The 17,361-nt window shown below is 71.7% G+C and carries 18 protein-coding genes and 2 tRNA genes; 12 read left to right on the forward strand and 8 right to left on the reverse strand.

What is annotated here, in order from left to right:
- Positions 1-224: 224 nt before the first annotated feature.
- The 3 genes from ACZ6B1_RS07225 (at position 225) to ACZ6B1_RS07235 (ending at position 1,347) form a co-directional block, all read left to right on the forward strand.
- Entirely contained in the window at positions 225-596 is a 372-nt protein-coding gene (locus ACZ6B1_RS07225) for a hypothetical protein (RefSeq protein ID WP_468775755.1), read from the forward strand.
- Between the two features lie 114 nt (positions 597-710).
- Positions 711-1,283, forward strand: a complete 573-nt coding sequence (locus ACZ6B1_RS07230; protein ID WP_468775757.1) for a bifunctional DNA primase/polymerase — start codon at positions 711-713, stop codon at positions 1,281-1,283.
- A tRNA-Lys gene (locus tag ACZ6B1_RS07235) sits at positions 1,274-1,347 on the forward strand. Before ACZ6B1_RS07230 ends, ACZ6B1_RS07235 begins: the two co-directional genes overlap by 10 nt.
- Before the next feature lie 77 nt (positions 1,348-1,424).
- Here ACZ6B1_RS07235 and ACZ6B1_RS07240 read toward each other — a convergent pair.
- Positions 1,425-2,699, reverse strand: a complete 1,275-nt coding sequence (locus ACZ6B1_RS07240) for a M6 family metalloprotease domain-containing protein (RefSeq protein ID WP_468776056.1) — start codon at positions 2,697-2,699, stop codon at positions 1,425-1,427.
- A gap of 320 nt (positions 2,700-3,019) precedes the next feature.
- On the opposite strand from ACZ6B1_RS07240, the gene ACZ6B1_RS07245 reads away from it, so the two are divergent.
- A complete protein-coding gene (locus ACZ6B1_RS07245; protein ID WP_468775758.1) occupies positions 3,020-4,834 on the forward strand; it encodes a putative bifunctional diguanylate cyclase/phosphodiesterase in 1,815 nt (604 codons plus the stop codon).
- Here the strand turns inward: ACZ6B1_RS07245 and ACZ6B1_RS07250 are convergent.
- The 3 genes from ACZ6B1_RS07250 to ACZ6B1_RS07260 form a co-directional block, all read right to left on the reverse strand.
- On the reverse strand, positions 4,813-5,901 hold the full coding sequence (locus ACZ6B1_RS07250; protein ID WP_468775759.1) for an LLM class flavin-dependent oxidoreductase: 1,089 nt from the start codon (positions 5,899-5,901) through the stop codon (positions 4,813-4,815). The two genes, ACZ6B1_RS07245 and ACZ6B1_RS07250, sit on opposite strands and share 22 nt — an antisense overlap.
- Before the next feature lie 124 nt (positions 5,902-6,025).
- On the reverse strand, positions 6,026-6,757 hold the full coding sequence (locus ACZ6B1_RS07255; RefSeq protein WP_468775760.1) for a maleate cis-trans isomerase family protein: 732 nt from the start codon (positions 6,755-6,757) through the stop codon (positions 6,026-6,028).
- Positions 6,754-7,548 carry a maleate cis-trans isomerase family protein gene (locus ACZ6B1_RS07260; protein ID WP_468775761.1) on the reverse strand — a complete coding sequence of 265 codons (795 nt, stop codon included), beginning with the start codon at positions 7,546-7,548 and terminating at the stop codon, positions 6,754-6,756. The genes ACZ6B1_RS07255 and ACZ6B1_RS07260 overlap by 4 nt, the downstream gene beginning before the upstream one ends.
- Before the next feature lie 123 nt (positions 7,549-7,671).
- On the opposite strand from ACZ6B1_RS07260, the gene ACZ6B1_RS07265 reads away from it, so the two are divergent.
- Both ACZ6B1_RS07265 and ACZ6B1_RS07270 read left to right on the forward strand, forming a co-directional pair.
- A complete protein-coding gene (locus tag ACZ6B1_RS07265) occupies positions 7,672-8,625 on the forward strand; it encodes a D-2-hydroxyacid dehydrogenase (RefSeq protein WP_468775762.1) in 954 nt (317 codons plus the stop codon).
- A 16-nt stretch (positions 8,626-8,641) separates the two neighbouring features.
- A complete protein-coding gene (locus ACZ6B1_RS07270; RefSeq protein WP_468775763.1) occupies positions 8,642-10,030 on the forward strand; it encodes an amidase in 1,389 nt (462 codons plus the stop codon).
- On the opposite strand, the gene ACZ6B1_RS07275 is transcribed toward ACZ6B1_RS07270, so the two are convergent.
- Entirely contained in the window at positions 10,011-10,505 is a 495-nt protein-coding gene (locus tag ACZ6B1_RS07275; protein ID WP_468775764.1) for a DUF3830 family protein, read from the reverse strand. The genes ACZ6B1_RS07270 and ACZ6B1_RS07275 overlap by 20 nt on opposite strands.
- A 46-nt stretch (positions 10,506-10,551) precedes the next feature.
- Here ACZ6B1_RS07275 and ehuB point away from each other — a divergent pair, with 46 nt between their 5' ends.
- The 6 genes from ehuB to ACZ6B1_RS07305 all read left to right on the forward strand — a co-directional run bounded on the left by ehuB (position 10,552) and on the right by ACZ6B1_RS07305 (position 14,754).
- Positions 10,552-11,478 (forward strand): ectoine/hydroxyectoine ABC transporter substrate-binding protein EhuB, encoded by a 927-nt coding sequence (gene ehuB / locus ACZ6B1_RS07280; RefSeq protein ID WP_468775765.1) that lies wholly within the window; start codon positions 10,552-10,554, stop codon positions 11,476-11,478.
- Entirely contained in the window at positions 11,475-12,194 is a 720-nt protein-coding gene (gene ehuC, locus ACZ6B1_RS07285; protein ID WP_468775766.1) for an ectoine/hydroxyectoine ABC transporter permease subunit EhuC, read from the forward strand. The genes ehuB and ehuC overlap by 4 nt, the downstream gene beginning before the upstream one ends.
- Complete coding sequence (ehuD, locus tag ACZ6B1_RS07290; protein ID WP_468775767.1) at positions 12,191-12,841, forward strand: ectoine/hydroxyectoine ABC transporter permease subunit EhuD; 651 nt, start codon at positions 12,191-12,193, stop codon at positions 12,839-12,841. Before ehuC ends, ehuD begins: the two co-directional genes overlap by 4 nt.
- Before the next feature lie 10 nt (positions 12,842-12,851).
- Positions 12,852-13,628, forward strand: a complete 777-nt coding sequence (gene ehuA, locus ACZ6B1_RS07295; protein WP_390055170.1) for an ectoine/hydroxyectoine ABC transporter ATP-binding protein EhuA — start codon at positions 12,852-12,854, stop codon at positions 13,626-13,628.
- A 207-nt stretch (positions 13,629-13,835) separates the two neighbouring features.
- Positions 13,836-14,594 (forward strand): IclR family transcriptional regulator, encoded by a 759-nt coding sequence (locus ACZ6B1_RS07300; RefSeq protein ID WP_468775768.1) that lies wholly within the window; start codon positions 13,836-13,838, stop codon positions 14,592-14,594.
- Positions 14,595-14,680: 86 nt separating this feature from the next.
- A tRNA-Lys gene (locus tag ACZ6B1_RS07305) sits at positions 14,681-14,754 on the forward strand.
- A gap of 82 nt (positions 14,755-14,836) precedes the next feature.
- Here the strand turns inward: ACZ6B1_RS07305 and ACZ6B1_RS07310 are convergent.
- From ACZ6B1_RS07310 to ACZ6B1_RS07320, 3 genes are all read right to left on the reverse strand, one after another.
- Positions 14,837-15,301 carry a DUF3592 domain-containing protein gene (locus ACZ6B1_RS07310; RefSeq protein WP_468775769.1) on the reverse strand — a complete coding sequence of 155 codons (465 nt, stop codon included), beginning with the start codon at positions 15,299-15,301 and terminating at the stop codon, positions 14,837-14,839.
- A 122-nt stretch (positions 15,302-15,423) separates the two neighbouring features.
- Entirely contained in the window at positions 15,424-16,029 is a 606-nt protein-coding gene (locus tag ACZ6B1_RS07315; RefSeq protein WP_468775770.1) for a lytic polysaccharide monooxygenase auxiliary activity family 9 protein, read from the reverse strand.
- Between the two features lie 134 nt (positions 16,030-16,163).
- Entirely contained in the window at positions 16,164-17,303 is a 1,140-nt protein-coding gene (locus ACZ6B1_RS07320; protein WP_468775771.1) for an SPFH domain-containing protein, read from the reverse strand.
- Between the last annotated feature and the right edge of the window lie 58 nt (positions 17,304-17,361).

Raw genomic sequence — 17,361 nt, forward strand, 5'->3', positions numbered from 1 at the left:
CCACCCGCCGGACGGAGTCCGGCACGCCGCCGCAGGCGGCCGACGAACACAGCCCCGACGGGTGGGAGGCGAACCACGCGGTACGGGCCCACCTGGCCGAACACCGGGTGACATGGCGGCCATGAGGATCGTTCCCGAGGGCCTCTTGCGGGGGCGCGGGACAATGGACGGTGGGCCGCACGAAGGCGGTGCCCAGCGAACCGACCGTACGGAGGAGACGAGATATGGCGGAGCCCACGCCGCGCAGGAACGAACCGCGGCTACGCCCCGCGCCCCTGCTCTTCGAGCCCGCGGAAGCGGCCACCGATCCCGAGCACTTCTTCGACCTGGAGTCGATCGAGGACCCGCGGGAGCTGCTGGCGCGGGCGACGGAGCTGACCCAGGCGTTCCGTGCGGCAGCGGACCGGGCCGTGGAGTTCCAGGCCGTCGCCGCGGCCCAGCTCGCCGACCCGCGCCGGTTCGACCGGCTCACCCCGGCGGACATCGCCGAACGCGCGGAGTGGACCGAGGACTACGCCAAGAAGATGGTCGAGTTCGGCCGCGACCTGATGCGCGGCGCCGACACCGAGGGCCGCTCGCCCGTCGACCCGGTCTGAACACTCCCGTCCGGCATATGCCAGGCGGGCAAGATACTCCTCTCCGCCCCCTCCCGTCCCGGATTTCCGCAACTCAGGAGAACCGGGCACTCACGGCGGGTAAATCTAGTTGGCATGAGCAGCACGCCGAACGTCACCTGTGCCACGGCCGACGGAGCCTCCTGGCTCGCCTCGGCGGGAACGTACCCGCGCAGCACGCTCGCTCTCTGGCGCGAGCGGCCGGACGCCCCACTGGTGCTGCCCTGCGGCACCGTGTTCGACGTGGTGAGCGCCCCGGCGATCTTCGGGCGCCGCATGCTGGACCGGCTGTGGGACGAGGGGCCCGGTTCCGGGCCGGTGGCGGTGTTCCGGGGCCGCCTGCTGCTGTTCACCGCCCCCGGTACGGCCCAGCGGCTGCCTTCGCTGCTGACCTGGGAGGAGTGGGGCTCCAACCGCACCGCGGCGGTACCGCCGCTGCTCTGCCACGGCACCGGGGACGCGGTGACCGTCCCGGCCCTGACCGGCGGCGACTCCGCCTCCGGCGGCTCCCGCTGGCTGGTGGCGCCGGACACCCGTCGCCCCTGGCTGCCGGGCCCCGAGGTGGTCCTCTGGGCGGCGGTACGGGCGGCCCGCGCGGCGGTGCGGATATCGATTTTTCCTCCCGCCGACCATGATGCTAATGTCTACGACGTCAGCAGGCGCCGCTAGCTCAGTTGGTTAGAGCAGCTGACTCTTAATCAGCGGGTCCGGGGTTCGAGTCCCTGGCGGCGCACGATGACGATGGCGAGGCGTGTTCGCGTACAGCGCGAACCACCTCGCCATCTCTGTTTTCGCGCGGTTTCGCCCCGGTCAGCCGACCAGCCCCGGTGTGATCTTCACCGTCCAGGCCCCCGACGCGGTCCGCTCCTCGGCCTCGACCTTCACGCCCTCCCCCGGCACCGTGAAGCTCTCGCCCAGGGCGACGGGGGCGTCGGCCAGGGGCGGGTAGACCGAGTTCTCCCAGCAGGCCTCGGTGCCGGGGTGGGCGTCCACCACCTCGATCGGCCCGCCGCCGGACGCCTCGCCGCTGCGCACGCGGTACACGAGGACCCCCTGCCGGCAGGCCGCACGGTCGTTCCCGGCCGGGCCGCGCGCCTCGAACGCGAGCACGCTGTCCGGGCCGGTGCGCACCACCGCCAGTTTGGTGCCGTGGCCGAGGCCGAACGCCGGGGCGCCCGCGGTGCCCGGCACGCCGGACCCGGATCCGGTCGCCCCCGGCCCGGCGGTCAGCGGCTCCAGGGTCAGCCGGGTCGGCCCCGCACCCCGTACGCACGCCACCTGGCGCGGGTCCAGCCAGCCCAGCTTCCACTTGTGCCAGGCGAACAGATCCGGGGCGAGCCCGAACTGGCTGCCCATCAGGTCCCAGTCGCCGACATAGGTGTCCCAGTCGCCCTTGCCGTCGACCGGGCGGTGATAGAGGTCGGGCAGATCGAAGACATGCCCGGTCTCATGGGCCAGCACCAGGCGGTCCGGCGGGTGCTTTTCGAACACGGTGACGACCCGGCGGACGTCGGCACCGTCGACGCGCATCGGCGTCTGGAGGTTGACCACCTTCGTCGCGTCCGAGTCGACACCGGGCGCGTCCGGATCGGCGACGAGATAGACCACGTCGTAGCGGGAGAAGTCCACCTCCCCGTCGGCCGCGGCGAAGGCGTCGCGCAGGTAGGCGGCCCGGTCGGCGGCGCTCCAGTCACGCTTTATGGCGTACGCGGTCGACGGCCGCGGCATGCGCAGCCAGTGCTTCAGCGGGTGCGGGCGCAACGTGAACCTGCCGTAGGAGGCCTGTTCGTAGAAGCGGCTGGTGGCGGGGAAATGGTCGGCGGCCAGTTCCTCGGGCGTGGTGTCCGGGTGGGCGTCCGGGAAGGACAGGAAGATCATGACGGCGTCGAGCGTGCCGGTCGGCCGGGGATAGGCGCTGTTCCAGGTGTCCAGGCCCTCCGAGTGGTGGGCCTCGGTCCGGTGCAGTGCGCAGGGGGCCGTCGAGAAGGGCTCGGCGACCGACGGACCGGTGAGGATGGAGGTGGCGGCGAGCGCCGACATCGTGGTGACCACGGCGGCGGTGCTGCGCAGCTTGGGCACGGGAATGACCTCCGGAGGCGGTTCGCGGGACACCGAATCCAGAGTGTGGGAGTTTCTTGCGATTCGTCCTGTTTGCCTGCACCAGAAGGGTGAGTGCGCCCGTTTGCGCGGCGCGCGCACCGGCGGCCGACACCCCGAAACACTCACGGAACGTCACAACTGGTCGGGGGCCCGAAGAACCCGTCCAGGTGCGGGCAGAAACGATCTGTCAGAACCTGTGGTCTGTCCGGGACACTGGCAAGTGGCTGGAAGGCCCAGGGGCCAGCCTCTATGATCGGCACACTTTCCGGCACGGACCGAGATCGAGTGCACTGCGGGAGCGAGCGGTGAGCGGAACGTCCGAAGGGCCGACGCCCGCGGCAGACCTCGACCGGTCAGCCGTCACAGACAGTGATCACATCATCTACCACCGTGTCTTCGCGGCCGCCCCGCTGTCCATGGCCGTCGTCGACCCCGAGGGCCTCGTGGTCAGCGCCAACGCCGCCCTCGGCGAACTCCTCGGCGCCGACCCGCGGACGCTGACCGGGCGGGCCGCCGCCGATCTGGTGGACCTGGCCTCGGACACCCGCACCTGGCACGCCTACCGCGAGGTCCTGTGCGGCCGGCAGGCGAAGCTGCGCTGCACCCGGCGGATCAAGCACCCCGAGGGGCACTCGGTGTGGGTGCAGGTCACCGTGACCCCGCTGACGGACGGCGGACCGGGGGTGCTGGTCTCGGCCACCGACATCAGCTCCCGCCGCGAACTCCAGTCCCGCCTGCGGCATCTGGAGATGCACGACCCGGTGACCCGGCTGCCCAACCGCACCCTGTTCTTCGAGCGCCTGACCGCCGCGCTGGAGGCGGAGTCCTACGAGCACAGCGGCACCGGCCGGATCGGCCTGTGCTATCTGGACATCGACGGCTTCAAGGCCGTCAACGACACCCTCGGCCACCGGGTCGGCGACCGGCTGCTCGCGGCGGTCGCCGAACGCCTGACCCGGGTCGCCGACGAGGCGGGCCATGCCCGCGCCGGCACTCCGCTGGTGGCGCGGCTCGGCGGGGACGAATTCGCCCTGCTGGTCGAGGACTCCACCGGCACCGAGCAGCTCGCCGATCTCGCCGAGTCCGCGCTGAAGGCCCTTGAGGAGCCGTTCGACCTCGCCGGGCAGCGGCTGTCGCTGACCGCCTCCATCGGCGTCGTCGAGCGGCACGCGGCCGGCACGACCGCGACCGGTCTGATGCAGGCGGCCGACACGACGCTGTACTGGGCGAAGGCGGACGGCAAGGGCCGCTGGACCCTGTTCGACCCCGAGCGCAACGCCCACCGCATGACCCGCCAGGCCCTCTCCTCCACCCTGCGCCCCGCCATCGAGCGCGGTGAATTCGCCCTCGAATACCAGCCGTTGGTGGGCATGGAGGACGGACGGCTGAGCGGCGTCGAGGCGCTGGTCCGCTGGCACCACCCCCAGTTCGGCACGTTGACGCCGAATCGGTTCATCGCACTGGCCGAGGAGGACGGTTCGATCGTGCAGCTCGGCCGCTGGGCGCTGGCGACCGCCTGCCGGCAGGCCCGCCGCTGGCAGCTAGACCACCCCGACGAGCCGCCGATCTTCGTAAGCGTGAACGTGGCCGTGCGCCAGGTGTGGGACTCCGACCTGGTGGCGGACGTGGCGCAGACCCTCGCGGAGACCGGGCTCGCCCCGCATCTGCTCCAGTTGGAGCTGACCGAGTCGGCCGTGATGGGCTCGGCCGGCCGGCCGCTGCAGGCCCTGCAGGCGCTCAGCGACATGGGCGTGCGCATCGCCATCGACGACTTCGGCACCGGCTACTCGAACCTGGCGTATCTCAGCCGGCTGCCGGTGAAGGTCCTGAAGCTGGACGGCTCCTTCGTGCGCGGCTTCCAGTACGAGGAGGCGGCCAAGGGGACACCGCAGGTACCGCCCAACCCGGCCGACGAGGTGATCGTGGAGGCGATGATCCAGCTCGCCCACCGGCTCGGTCTGACCGTCACCGCCGAGTGCGTGGAGACCTCGGCGCAGGCCACCCGGCTGCGCCGGATCGGCTGCGACACCGGGCAGGGCTGGCTGTACTCCCGTCCGGTGCCGCCGGATCGTATCTCCGAGCTGCTGGGGACCCAGGACTACGCGGTGGGCAAACCGTAGGCGTCGGCGATCAGTTCGTAGGAGCGCAGCCGCAGTTCGCCGCGGTGGGCGTGCGTGGTGAGCATCAGCTCGTCGGCGCCGGTGCGCTTGCGCAGGTCGTCGAGACCGGTGCGGACCTCGTCGGCCGTGCCGTGCACGATGTTGCCGCCCCAGGAGGCCACGAAGTCCTCCTCCATCGGGCTGAACTCGTACTGCTCGGCCTCGTCGGGGTCGGGGAAGAGACCGGGCCGGCCGGTGCGCAGCCGGATCATGTTCAGCGCGGTCGCCCGCACCTGCCGGCGTGCCTCCCGCTCGTCGTCGGCGGCGAGCGCGGAGACGCCGATGAGGGCGTACGGGCGGTCGAGGAGCTCGGAGGGCCGGAAGGTCTGACGGTAGAGGTCGAGCGCCGGGACGGTGTTCTGCGCGGAGAAGTGGTGCGCGAAGGCGAAGGGCAGTCCGAGCATCCCGGCGAGGCGGGCGCTGAAGCCGGAGGAGCCGAGCAGCCAGACGGGCGGGCGGTGCGCGGACTGCACGCCGCCGGGAGTGCTGCCCTGGACGGGGCCCGGGATCGCGTGGATGCGCCCGTAGGGGTGGCCGTCGGGGAAGTCGTCGTCCAGGAAGCGGATGAGCTCGGCGAGCTGCTGCGGGAAGTCGTCGGCGCCCTCGTTCAGGCCGTCGGTGCGGCGCAGCGCGGCGGCCGTGGCGCCGTCCGTGCCGGGGGCGCGGCCGAGGCCCAGGTCGATCCGTCCGGGGGCCATCGCCTCCAGCGTGCCGAACTGCTCGGCGATCACCAGGGGCGCGTGGTTGGGCAGCATGACGCCGCCCGAGCCGAGCCGGATGCGGTCGGTGTGGGCGGCGAGGTGCGCGAGGATGACCGCGGGCGAGGAGGAGGCGACGCCGGGCATGGAGTGGTGCTCCGCCACCCAGTACCGGTGGAAGCCCCGGGACTCCGCGAACCGGGACAGCTCCACGCTGGTGCGCAGCGCCTCGGTGGCGGTGCTCCCCGCGCCCACGGTCACCAGGTCCAGTACGGAGAGGGGGACGGGGGCGGTGCCGTGCGTCGTGCCCCGGATCTCGTCTGCCGACACGGTGTGTGCCTCCTGGTTTCTGGCCGTGAGCTGTCCAGCGTGGGCCAACAGGAGGCTGTCCCCGTTTATTCCGGTGCCCGTTCCCGGCCCTCGCTCCCGCCCTCCGTTCCCTCCCCGTCCCCGGTCAGACCTGGAGGATCGGCTCGCGGGTGAACAGCGTGCCCAGCTCGGGGGCGTTCACCCGCCGGTCGGCGAGGCGCAGCGCCTCCCACACGGTCACCTGGTTGGCGGTGAGCAGCGGCTTGGACAGGGCCTTCTCCAGCAGACCGAGGTGGGCGGCCGTGCGCAGCGCGGTGTCCGGCAGCAGTACGGCCTGCGCGTCGGCGACGTCCGCGGCCCGGGCCAGCGTCAGCACCTCCTCCTCGCCCCAGGTGCCGACCTCGGCCGCCGTGACGATCCCGGACGACCGGGTCCCGACCACCTCCAGTCCCCCGGCCCGCAGGAAGTCCGCGAACAGCGCGGCCACCTCCTCGGGGTAGGTCGCGCCCACGGCCACCCGGCGCACGCCGATCTCGCGGGCCGCGTGCACGAAGGCGAAGGACGTCGAGGAGGCGGGCATTCCGGCCATCATGGCCAGCGACCGCACCTGGTCCTGGGCGCCCTCCCAGCCGTGTACGAAGCTGCCGCTGGTGCACGCCCACACCACCGTCTCGGCGCCGGTCAGCCGCAGCCGCTCCATGCCGTCGGCGAGCCGCTCGGGCGATCCCATCTCACGCAGCGCGTCCACGCGGTGGGCGTCCTCCCCGATGTCCGTGTGCACCAGGTCCACCCGGATGTCGCTGCCCAGGAGCTGTTCGATGCGCGGGTAGTCGTCCTCGCCGGAGTGGCCCGGGTAGAGGAATCCGAGTGCTGTCATGTCAGCCCTTCTCCGTGTTCCTGTGTCTCTTCCGGCAGTGCGGGCCAGTCACGCGCCGTCTCGTCGAGCAGCGCCTGATAGGGCCCCACGGCTCGGGTACCCAGTCGGCGCAGTGCCGCCCACATCGTGACCTGGTTGGCCGAGAGCACGGGGATGCGCAGTTCGGCCTCGAGCTGGGGGATCACGTCGTACGTCGGGAGGTTGGTGCAGGAGATGAACAGCGCGTCGGCCGAACCGGGGCGGACCGCGCGCCGGGCCATCGCGACCACGTCCCGGTACGGCACCCGCCAGATGTGCCGGGTCAGCCCCATGAAGGCACAGCCGGTGACCCGTACGCCGGCCTCGGCGACGAACTCCTCCAGGGACCGGGTGACGGACACCGTGTACGGGGTGACCAGCGCGACCCGCCGTATCCCCAGTTCGCCGAGCGCCTCCAGGAGCGCACCGGAGGTCGTCACCGAGGGCAGCTCGCCGGACCGGCTCATCGCCGCGCACATCGCCCGCTCCCCCGACCTGCCGCCGACGAAGCTGCCCGAGGTGCAGGCGTAGGCCACGACCTCGGGGGCGACGGCGTTCAGCGCGCGGACCGCCTCGCCGAGGGTCTGGTGCTCGCTGACCAGCCGGGCGAGGTCCAGGCTCACCTCGACCGGCACGAACGGGGTCCGGGTCAGGTGCAGCGACACCTCGTCCGGCACCCAGCGCCACAGCTCGCGGTCCAGCGCGAAGTCGAACGGGGCCACGACCCCTACACCGCGCTGCGGGTGGGGGCCGCCGAGAAAGGAGACGTCCATAGGACACCGGCCTCACGCTGGGAGACGAGGGCAACGGTCGGTGGATACGCCCGTGTTGACGAAGGTAGATTCGGGTGCGAGCGTGGTCAATCCGTGCATGTCAGACGCTCGGAGCCGCCCCGTATGACGTCGACTCTCCCCACCCTCCTCGTACTGGACGCCGACCCGCCGCCCCGGCTCGGCCGGCTGACCGGCCGCGCGCGGATCGAGCACACGGACGCGGCCGGCCTCGCCGGCAAGCTGCCGGGCGCGGACGTGCTGCTGGTGTGGGACTTCACCTCGCACGCGGTGCGCGAGGCCTGGCCCGGCGAGGGGCCGCGGCCGCGCTGGGTGCACACGGCGAGCGCCGGGGTGGACCATCTGATGTGCCCGGAGCTGGCCGCGTCCGACACCGTGGTGACCAACGCGCGCGGGGTCTTCGACCAGCCGATCGCCGAGTACGTGGCCGCGCTGGTGCTGGCGGTCGCCAAGGATCTGCCGCGCACCCTGGAGTCGCAGCGGGAGCGGACCTGGCGGCACCGGGAGACCCGCCGGGTGGCGGGTACGCGCGCGTGCGTGGTCGGTTCGGGGCCGATCGGCAGGGCGATCGCGCGCACCCTGAAGGCACTGGACGTGACCACGGCCCTGGTCGGCCGGGTGCCGCGCACCGGCGTCCACGGGCCCGGCGACCTCGACCGGCTGATCGCCCGCGCCGACTGGGTGATCGCCGCCGCACCGCTGACCGAGCAGACGCGACGCATGTTCGACGCGCGCCGGTTCGGCGTGATGCAGCCGTCGGCGGTCTTCGTGAACGTCGGCCGCGGGCAGCTCGTCGACGAGGACGCCCTCGCGGAGGCGCTGCGCAGACGCTGGATCGCGGGCGCAGCGCTGGACGTGTTCGCCGCCGAGCCGCTGCCCGGGGACAGTCCGCTGTGGGGCCTTCCGGGGCTGCTCGTCTCCCCGCACATGAGCGGCGACACGGTCGGCTGGCGGGACGAACTGGGCTGCCAGTTCGTGGAGTTGTACGAACGGTGGGCGGCGGGCAGATCACTGCCGAACGTGGTCGACAAGAAGCGCGGATACGTGCCCGGTCACTGACCCACCAGGAGGGTCCATGCAGCTCACCGACCTGACCGCAGTACAGCTCCTCGACGGTTACCGCAAGGGCGAGTTCGGGCCCGTGGAGGCGACCGGGCAGGCGCTGGAGCGGGCGCGGCGGATCCAGCCGGAGGTGAACGCGTTCGTACGGCTCCTGGAGGAGGAGGCGTACGCGCGGGCCCGGGAGTCGGAGGAGCGCTGGCGGCGCGGTGAGCCGGCCGGGCTGCTGGACGGGGTGCCGGTGACGGTGAAGGACATCCTGCTGCTGCGCGGCCACCCGACCCTGCGTGGCTCGAAGGCCGTGTCCGAGCGGGGGCGCTGGGACGAGGACGCGCCCTCCGTCGCCCGGCTGCGCGAGCACGGGGCGGTGTTCATCGGCAAGACGACGACCCCGGAGTACGGCTGGAAGGGCGTCACGGACTCCCCGCTGTCCGGTGTGACCCGCAATCCGCACGCCCCCTCCCGCACCGCGGGCGGTTCCAGCGGCGGCAGCGCGGCGGCCGTCGCGCTGGGCGCGGGCCCGCTGTCGCTGGGCACGGACGGCGGCGGGAGCATCCGTATCCCGGCCGCCTTCTGCGGGATCTTCGGGCTGAAGCCGACGTACGGCAGGGTGCCGTTGTATCCGGCGAGCGCGTTCGGCACGCTCGCGCACGTCGGCCCGATGACCCGGGACGCGGCGGACGCGGCGCTGATGCTGGACGTCATCGGCGTGCCCGACCCGCGTGACTGGTCGGCGCTGCCCCCGCCGGCGCGTTCGTTCCGGGCGGCGCTGGACGGCGGGGTGCGCCGGCTGCGGATGGCGTACTCGCCCAGCCTCGGCGGGCAGGTGGCCGTCCAGCCGGCGGTCGCCGCGGCGGTACGGCGGGCGGTGGCCGGGCTCGCGGACCTCGGCGCGTACGTCGAGGAGGTTGACCCGGACTTCAGCGACCCGGTGGAGGCCTTCCACACCCTGTGGTTCGCCGGTGCGGCCCGGGTCACCCAGCACCTGCCGCCGCGGACACGGAAGCTGCTCGACCCCGGCCTGCGGGAGATCTGCGTCCCGGGCGCGCGGGCGAGCGCGCTGGACTACCTGGCAGCGGTGGACGTCCGCATGGACCTGGGCCGCCGGATGGGCCTGTTTCACGAGCGGTACGACCTGCTGCTCACCCCGGCCATGCCGCTGACGGCGTTCGAGGCGGGCCGGGAGGTGCCGCCGGGCTCGGGACTGCGGCGCTGGACCGGGTGGACGCCGTTCACCTACCCGTTCAACCTGACCCAGCAGCCCGCCGCCACCGTCCCGGTCGGCACGGACGGCGACGGGCTGCCGGTGGGCCTGCAGATCGTGGCCGCGCGGCACCGCGACGACCTGGTGCTGCGCGCGGCCCACGCCCTGTACGGGGCGGGGCTCACGCTCGGCGGAAGCTGAGCGTCTCCCCCGCCGCCCCGGACCGCCACAGGTCGTTGCAGGCCTCGGCCATCCGGTCGAGGCCGTCCACCACCTGGCCCCAGACGATCCCGGGCACCCAGCCCACGTCGCCGTTGAGCAGCAGGTTGTTGCGTTCGTAGAACAGGGCCAGGTCGACCAGGGTGGTGCCGGGGCGGACCTCGCGGTCGTAGCCGTAGGCCCGGGTGCCCAGTTCGGCACCGGCGAAGGAGAAGTAGCACAGGTCGCCGGGGATCGGGGTGACGGTGGGGTTCTCCAGTGGGGGTTCGGTGGGGGCGAAGGGCGGGAAGAGGGCGTAGATCTCGTTGCGCGCGTACTTGGCGTGGTAGACGTCGCCCGCCAGTGGCAGTGCCTCCCACACCGCCGTGCAGGTCAGGGGCGCGCGGTCGTCCAGCAGGCGTGCTGTGCAGCGCACATCCCGTCGTTCCAGTGAGACTGTGACGAATCGTTCGGCCATGAAACAAGGGTGCATAGGACGAATGCGTCTGGGTAGCCGCGCCGCCATGGCTCCACCACTTGGGAACGACGCGCACATATTCCGGTCGGAACACAGACACAGCAGGCGCTCGCTGCTCGCGGGCGTCGCGGCGATCGGCGCGGTGGGCGCACTGGGCGCCACGGGCTGCACGCGGGTGGCCTCGGCGTCGGACGAGAACGGCGGCGAACTGCTCGACCGGCTGCGGGCGCAGGGTGTCGTCCGGCTCGGGATCGCCGGTGAGATCCCCTTCGGGTACATCGACCGGAACGGTCATCTCACCGGTGAGGCGCCCGAGCTGGCGAAGGCGGTCTTCAAGCGGCTCGGAGTGGACCGGGTGCAGCCGGTGCCGACGGAGTTCGGCTCGCTGATCCCCGGCCTCAACTCCCAGCAGTTCGACGTCGTCGCAGCCGGGATGTACGTCAATCCCGAGCGCTGCGAGCAGGTGATCTTCGCCGATCCGGATTACCAGATGCTGGATTCGTTCATCGTTCGCAAGGGGAACCCGAAGGGGTTGCACTCCTACCAGGACGTGGTGGAGAAGAAGGCGAGGTTCGCCACCGGCACCGGGTACGCCGAGATCGCGTACGCGGTGGAGGCCGGTTACAAGGAGAGCGACATCCTGATCGTCCCCGACCAGGTGGCCGGGCTGAACGCCGTGGAGGCCGGGCGGGTCGACGTCTTCGCCGGTACGGCGCTCACCACCCGCGAGGTGGTGAAGAAGTCGAGCAAGGCGGAGGCGACCGAGCCGTTCGCGCCGAAGGTCAAGGGCAAGCCGCACGTCGACGGGGGCGCGTTCGCGTTCCGGCCGACCGAGACGAGGCTGCGTGACGCCTTCAACGTCGAGCTGCGCAAGCTGAAGCGGAGCGGGGAGCTGTTCCGCATCCTGCGGCCCTTCGGCTTCACCAAGGCCGAGATGACGGACCTCACCGCGAAGGAGCTGTGCGGCGGATGACCTCGGGGCTCTGGGATCTGGTACTGAAAGGCATCTGGACCACCGTCCAGCTACTGGTGTTCAGCGCGCTGCTGGCCACGGCGGTGTCCTTCGTCGTCGGCGTCGCGCGCACCCACCGGCTGTGGATCGTGCGCTTCCTCGCCGGCTTCTACACCGAGGTGTTCCGCGGTACGTCGGCTCTCGTGATGATCTTCTGGGTGTTCTTCGTGCTGCCCGTCGCCTTCGGCTGGCAGCTCGTACCCATGTGGGCGGGCACGCTGGCGCTCGGGCTGACGTACGGCGCGTACGGCTCCGAGATCGTGCGCGGCGCGCTGAACGCGGTCGACCCGGCGCAGAAGGAGGGCGGCATCGCGCTCAGCTTCACGCCCTGGCAGCGGCTGCGGCTGATCACGCTGCCGCAGGCGGTGCCGGAGATGATCCCGTCGTTCTGCAACCTGCTGGTCGAGCTGCTCAAGGGCACCGCGCTGGTGTCGGTCATGGGCATGGGCGATCTGACGTTCAGCGCCAACCTGGTGCGGCTCGCGCTGCAGCAGAGCGCGGAGATCTACACGTACGTGCTGCTGATCTACTTCGCGATCGCCTTCGTCCTCACCCGGCTGATGCGCGGACTGGAGAAGCGGCTGAAGACCGGGGTCGGCAAGGACCCGGGGACGGAGTCGTCGGCGCGTGAGCTGAAGCGGGCGCAGACGACCGGTGTCGGCGGGGGTGTCGCATGAAGTGGGACTGGAATGCCGTCGGCGACTTCATGCCGGACTTCTGGCACGGGCTGCTGGTCACCCTGCAGGCCCTGGCCCTCGGTTCGCTGCTCTCCTTCACCCTGGGCCTGGTGTGGACGCTGCTGATGCGCGCGCCGTCCCGGTGGGTGCGCTGGCCGGTCGGGGCGGTCACGGAGTTCGTGCGCAACACCCCGCTGCTGGTCCAGCTGTTCTTCCTCTTCTACGTGCTGCCCGAGTGGGGCCTGACCTTCTCGGCCCTGGCCACCGGCGTCTTCGCGATCGGCCTGCACTACTCGACGTACACGATGCAGGTCTACCGGGCCGGTATCGAGGCGGTGCCCGTCGGCCAGTGGGAGGCCGCGACGGCACTGAACCTGCCGCGGCGGCGCACCTGGACCGCGGTGATCCTGCCGCAGGCGATCCGCCGGGTGGTCCCCGCCCTCGGCAACTACGTGATCTCCATGCTGAAGGACACGCCGATGCTGATGGTGATCACCCTGCTGGAGATGCTCGGCCGGGCCCGGCTCTTCTCCCAGCAGCACTTCCAGTTCACCGAGCCGCTCACCGTGATCGGTGTGGCCTTCATCCTCATTTCCTACCTGGCCTCCCTTCTTCTGCGAGCCCTGGAGCGACGTCTTGTCCGCTGACACTCCCCTGATGAAAGAACCCGACGCGAACGCCGGCCCCGTCACGGCCGGGGGTGAGCTGATCCGTCTGGAGGAGGTCACCAAGCGTTTCGGGACGAACACGGTGCTCGACCGGCTGAACTTCTCCGTCGACGCCGGCAAGCACGTGACGCTGATCGGCCCCTCCGGGTCCGGCAAGACCACGATCCTGCGGCTGCTGATGACCCTCACCAAGCCGGACGAGGGCACCATCACCGTGGACGGGGAGCGTCTGTTCCCGGCCCCGGAGAAGCAGGTCCGGGAGGCCCGCAAGAAGATCGGGATGGTGTTCCAGCAGTTCAACCTGTTCCCGAACATGACCGTGCTGCGCAACCTCACCGAGGCGCCGGTGCAGGTGCTCGGCATGTCCAAGGACGAGGCCGAGGCACGCGCCCGGGAACTGCTGGAGCTGGTGGGGCTCGCCGACAAGTGCGACGCGCGGCCGACCATGCTCTCCGGCGGGCAGCAGCAGCGGGTGGCGATCGCCCGGGCGCTGGCGATGCGGCCGCGGGTGCTGCTGCTGGACGAGGTGACCTCGGCGCTCGACCCCGAGCTGGTCGCGGGCGTGCTCGACCTGCTCAGGGACATCGCGCGCAGCACGGACATCACGATGCTCTGTGTGACCCACGAGATGAACTTCGCCCGGGACATCTCCGACCAGGTGCTCATGTTCGACTCCGGCCGGGTGATCGAGTCGGGGCCGCCGGAGCAGATCTTCGGCGACCCGGAGCAGGAGCGCACGCGGGAATTCCTCAGCGCGGTGCTGTGACCACACGCCGTGAAAACGGCAACAGCCGAGGTCCCGGCGCTGGGCGATGACCCTGGCATATGCCAGAGGGTCTGAATCCCAGTTGGGAGGGGCGTGCGGGCGGCAGAATCTCGCCAACACCCTCTCCCTGCCGGGCCTTTGCCCGTTATCGTGGTATCGATCCGACCGACCGGAATCACGGCCACAGAGCTAGCCAGGGGGACCACCGTGGCGCTGATGAACGAGCCGACCGCTCCGTACCACTCCGCCCACGACGCGCTGCGCGTACTGGAGACCGTGGCCCGTCACCCTTCCGGCGTCACCGAGGCCGAGCTGTCCCACCACACCGCCCTGGACCCCGAGCGGCTGCCCGCCCTGCTGCGCATGCTGCGCCGCGAGGGTTACGTCGAGCAGGTCACCGACGGGGCGTACGTCACCGGCGAGACCCTGCGCCGCCTCACCTCGACGCACGAGCGCGAGGGCGCCCTGCGCGACAAGCTCCAGCACACCCTGGACCGGCTGCGCGACTCCGTGGGCGCGGCCGTCTACATCAGCCGGTACGTGGACGGCGAGGTCACGGTCACCCAGTACGCCGCCGGCCCCGGCACGCCCGCGGTGAACGAGTGGGTGGACTTCCGCTTCTCCGCCCACGCCACCGCCGTCGGCAAGAGCCTGCTGACCCAGCTCGACCACAACGCCCGCCGTGACCATCTGTCCCGGCACAAGATGGCCCGGCTCACCTCGCGCACCATCACCAGCGACAAGCTGCTGCTCTCCCGCCTGGAGTCGCAGCCGCCGACGGTGCCGGTCCTGGACCTCCAGGAGTACGCGATCGGCACGGTCTGCGCCGCCGTCCCGATCACCGCCGGTTCGACGGTCGGCTGCCTGGCGCTGTCGCTCCCGGTGGAGCACGCGCACCGCCTGAAGCAGGCCGCGGAGACCCTCAACCGGAGCGCGGCGCCGGTGCTGCTGTCCCTCACGATCTAGCCGGTCCCGGGTGGTCACGAGCACCCCCGTGGACCAGGTAGTATTTTCTTCGTCGCCGGCCGCGGGAAGCGGACGGCGGGAGTCATGCGCCGCTAGCTCAGTTGGTTAGAGCAGCTGACTCTTAATCAGCGGGTCCGGGGTTCGAGTCCCTGGCGGCGCACAGATGAAGGGCCCCTCGCCTAGGCGAGGGGCCCTTCGGCGTCCCCGGGGCCGGCGGGCGGTCCACCGCCGGCCCGCACGGATCATGGCATCAGACCGCCCGCCTCCGTGAACATCATGTGGGCCACGACGATGAAGACCGAGCAGAAGGCGATGCCCACCCCGAGGAAGGTCAGCGCGATGCCGGTGCCGACGGCCAGCCTGGCACGGGCGGGCGGCAGCGCGGTGGCCCGGTGGGGCTGCTCCGCGAGGTACCGCACGGTGACGAAGTCGCCCTCGAGGACGGTCGCGGGGCCGTCCTCCTCCTCGAAGCGCTGCGTACGGCCGTCGCGGGTGGTGAACTCGTAGACGTGGTGGACGGTCGTCCGCACAGACGTGTCCCCGCCGCCCCCGCTGGTCGTCGTGTACATCCGCAGACAGCGCGCCTCCGCGGTCAGTCCATGCTTCCACGTCCTGCTGATCCGCCGGGCGCGGCGCAGCAGCAGGTACGCGACGAACCCGAAGCCCGCGATCATGAGGCAGGGCACGACGTAGAAGAGCAGTTCCATCATGAGGTTCCCCCGAGGTCGGTACGCCGCCGTCGATCGAACGGCGTGGCGGGAACCTACCCGGCGGTAGGTGCGGCCGGCCTCAAGGGAACCTCAGTTTCCGTGCTGTACCGGAACGGTGCTCAGAAGGTGACGTCGGAGCAGGCGTAGAACGCGTTGCCCGTGTCGGCGATGGTCCACACGGCGAGGATGACGTGGTGACCGCTCAGGCCGGACGGCAGGGTGCCGCTGTGGCTGAGGGTGGCCGGCGGGCGCTGGCCGTTGTACGGCACCGTCAGGAACGGGGTGAGGTTGAGGTCCGAGCGGGACAGGGCGTGGTTCTGGTTCCAGCCCGGCCTGGTGACGTAGTACTTGAAGTCCGTCGTGGCGTGCATGGCGGTGAACTGCCAGCGAAACGTGTACGACTGACCGCCGGTCACCCGGGTGGTGGGCCAGGCCGCGCCGGACGGGGTCTTCGGTGCGCTGAGCTGGGCGAACTGACTGAGGCCGCCGTTGCACAGCTGGCCGTCGGCGGGTCCGGCGGCCGGGAAGCCCTTGGGGCCCTCGACGCTCTGCGGCTCCCACTGGATGGAGCCGCAGTTCGCCACGGTGCCGTTCTGGCAGAGCTTCTGCCTGCTGATGGGGAGGTCGGTGTAGCCGTGCCCGCTGGCGCCGCCGGTGGAGAGCGCGAAGGCTCCGGCGGTCGCCGCACCCAGCACGACTGCGGTCAACTTGGTCTTGGTGCGCATGCTGCCGCTCCTGGAGAACGTGGGGGATGTTCACTGAGCTGAGCCGTGCAGTAGGTCTAGACCAAGTCACAGATTATTGCCGCCACTTGACTGTGTCCATATCAAAAGAGGCGTGGGACCAATTCGACGACCGGTCACACGCGCTCCCCGCGCCCCGAGCAGAACGCCACCGTCAGGTCCCGGACGAGCACCTTGCGCTCGTAGTCGTCGAGTTCGACCAGGCCGCGCATGGTCAGCCGGGTCACCGTGTCCTCCACCGAGTCCACGACCGAGTTGAGCATCCCGGCCCGCTCCCGGGCGTCCAGCGCCGCGATCCGGCGCCGGTCCATCGCGGCGGCGACCTCGGGGGCGTACTCCACCCGGACCGGCTGCGCGGAGAAGACCTCCAGGCCGATCGGCGCCGCGTCCGCCACCACCAGCCGGGTCAGCGCCTCCCCGGCCGCCGCCACGCCGCCGCCCGCCCCGGCGGGCATCTCCACCGGCACCCGGGCCAGCGCCGCCTCCACGCACTCCCGCAGATAGGTCTCGTGGTCGTCGATGCCGAGCACGGCCCGCGCGGTGTCCCGCACCCGCCACACCACCAGCACCACCACCCGCAGCGCCACCCCGTTGGCGTCCGCCGCCGGCATCACCTCGCTGCGCCAGTGCCGCAGCCGCACATCCACCCGGCGGCGGCGCAGCAGCGGGTTCACCCAGAGCAGGCCGGTGCGCCGGACCGTCCCCCGGTAGCGGCCGAACAGCCCGAGCAGCCGGGCCTGTCCGGTGCGGCCCCGGGTCAGCCCGCCGAAGCCGAGCGCACCGAGCGTCCCGGACCCGGCGAACGCCGCCCACTGCGCCGGACCGAGCCCGGCGCCGGTGTAGGGCGGCAGGCGCAACGCCCCCGCGGCGAGCGGCGGCAGGACACCCGCCCACCACGAGGTGGCCAGGCCGCCCAGGATCCCGCCCGCGCCGGCCAGCACCCCGGCCAGACCGGGCAGCACCTTCGCCGGACGCTCCGCCAGCTCCGGGTCGAGCCGCGGCGCCGTCCGGCTGCGGGCCGGGGTGGGGCGTCTGAGCCGCGGCTGCTCGCCGGTGCCCTGCCGGCGGGCCACCACCGCGGGCCGCACCGGCACCGACACCGCCTCCGGTTCGTCGCGGAACAGCAGGTGGACGGGGATCTCGGTGGTCGCCTCGTTCTGGATCAGCCGGGCCGGGCGGGTGGCCGTACCCGCCGGGCGCCCCCCGCTCTCCGGCTGCTCCTCGGACTCCGACGTGTGTGACGTGGTCGTACTCATGCGTGCTCCAGCCTCCGCGCCAGATGCGTCATGACAGTGAGAAAGGGTGGGACGGGAA

The organism is Streptomyces sp. NPDC041129 (assembly GCF_055592265.1).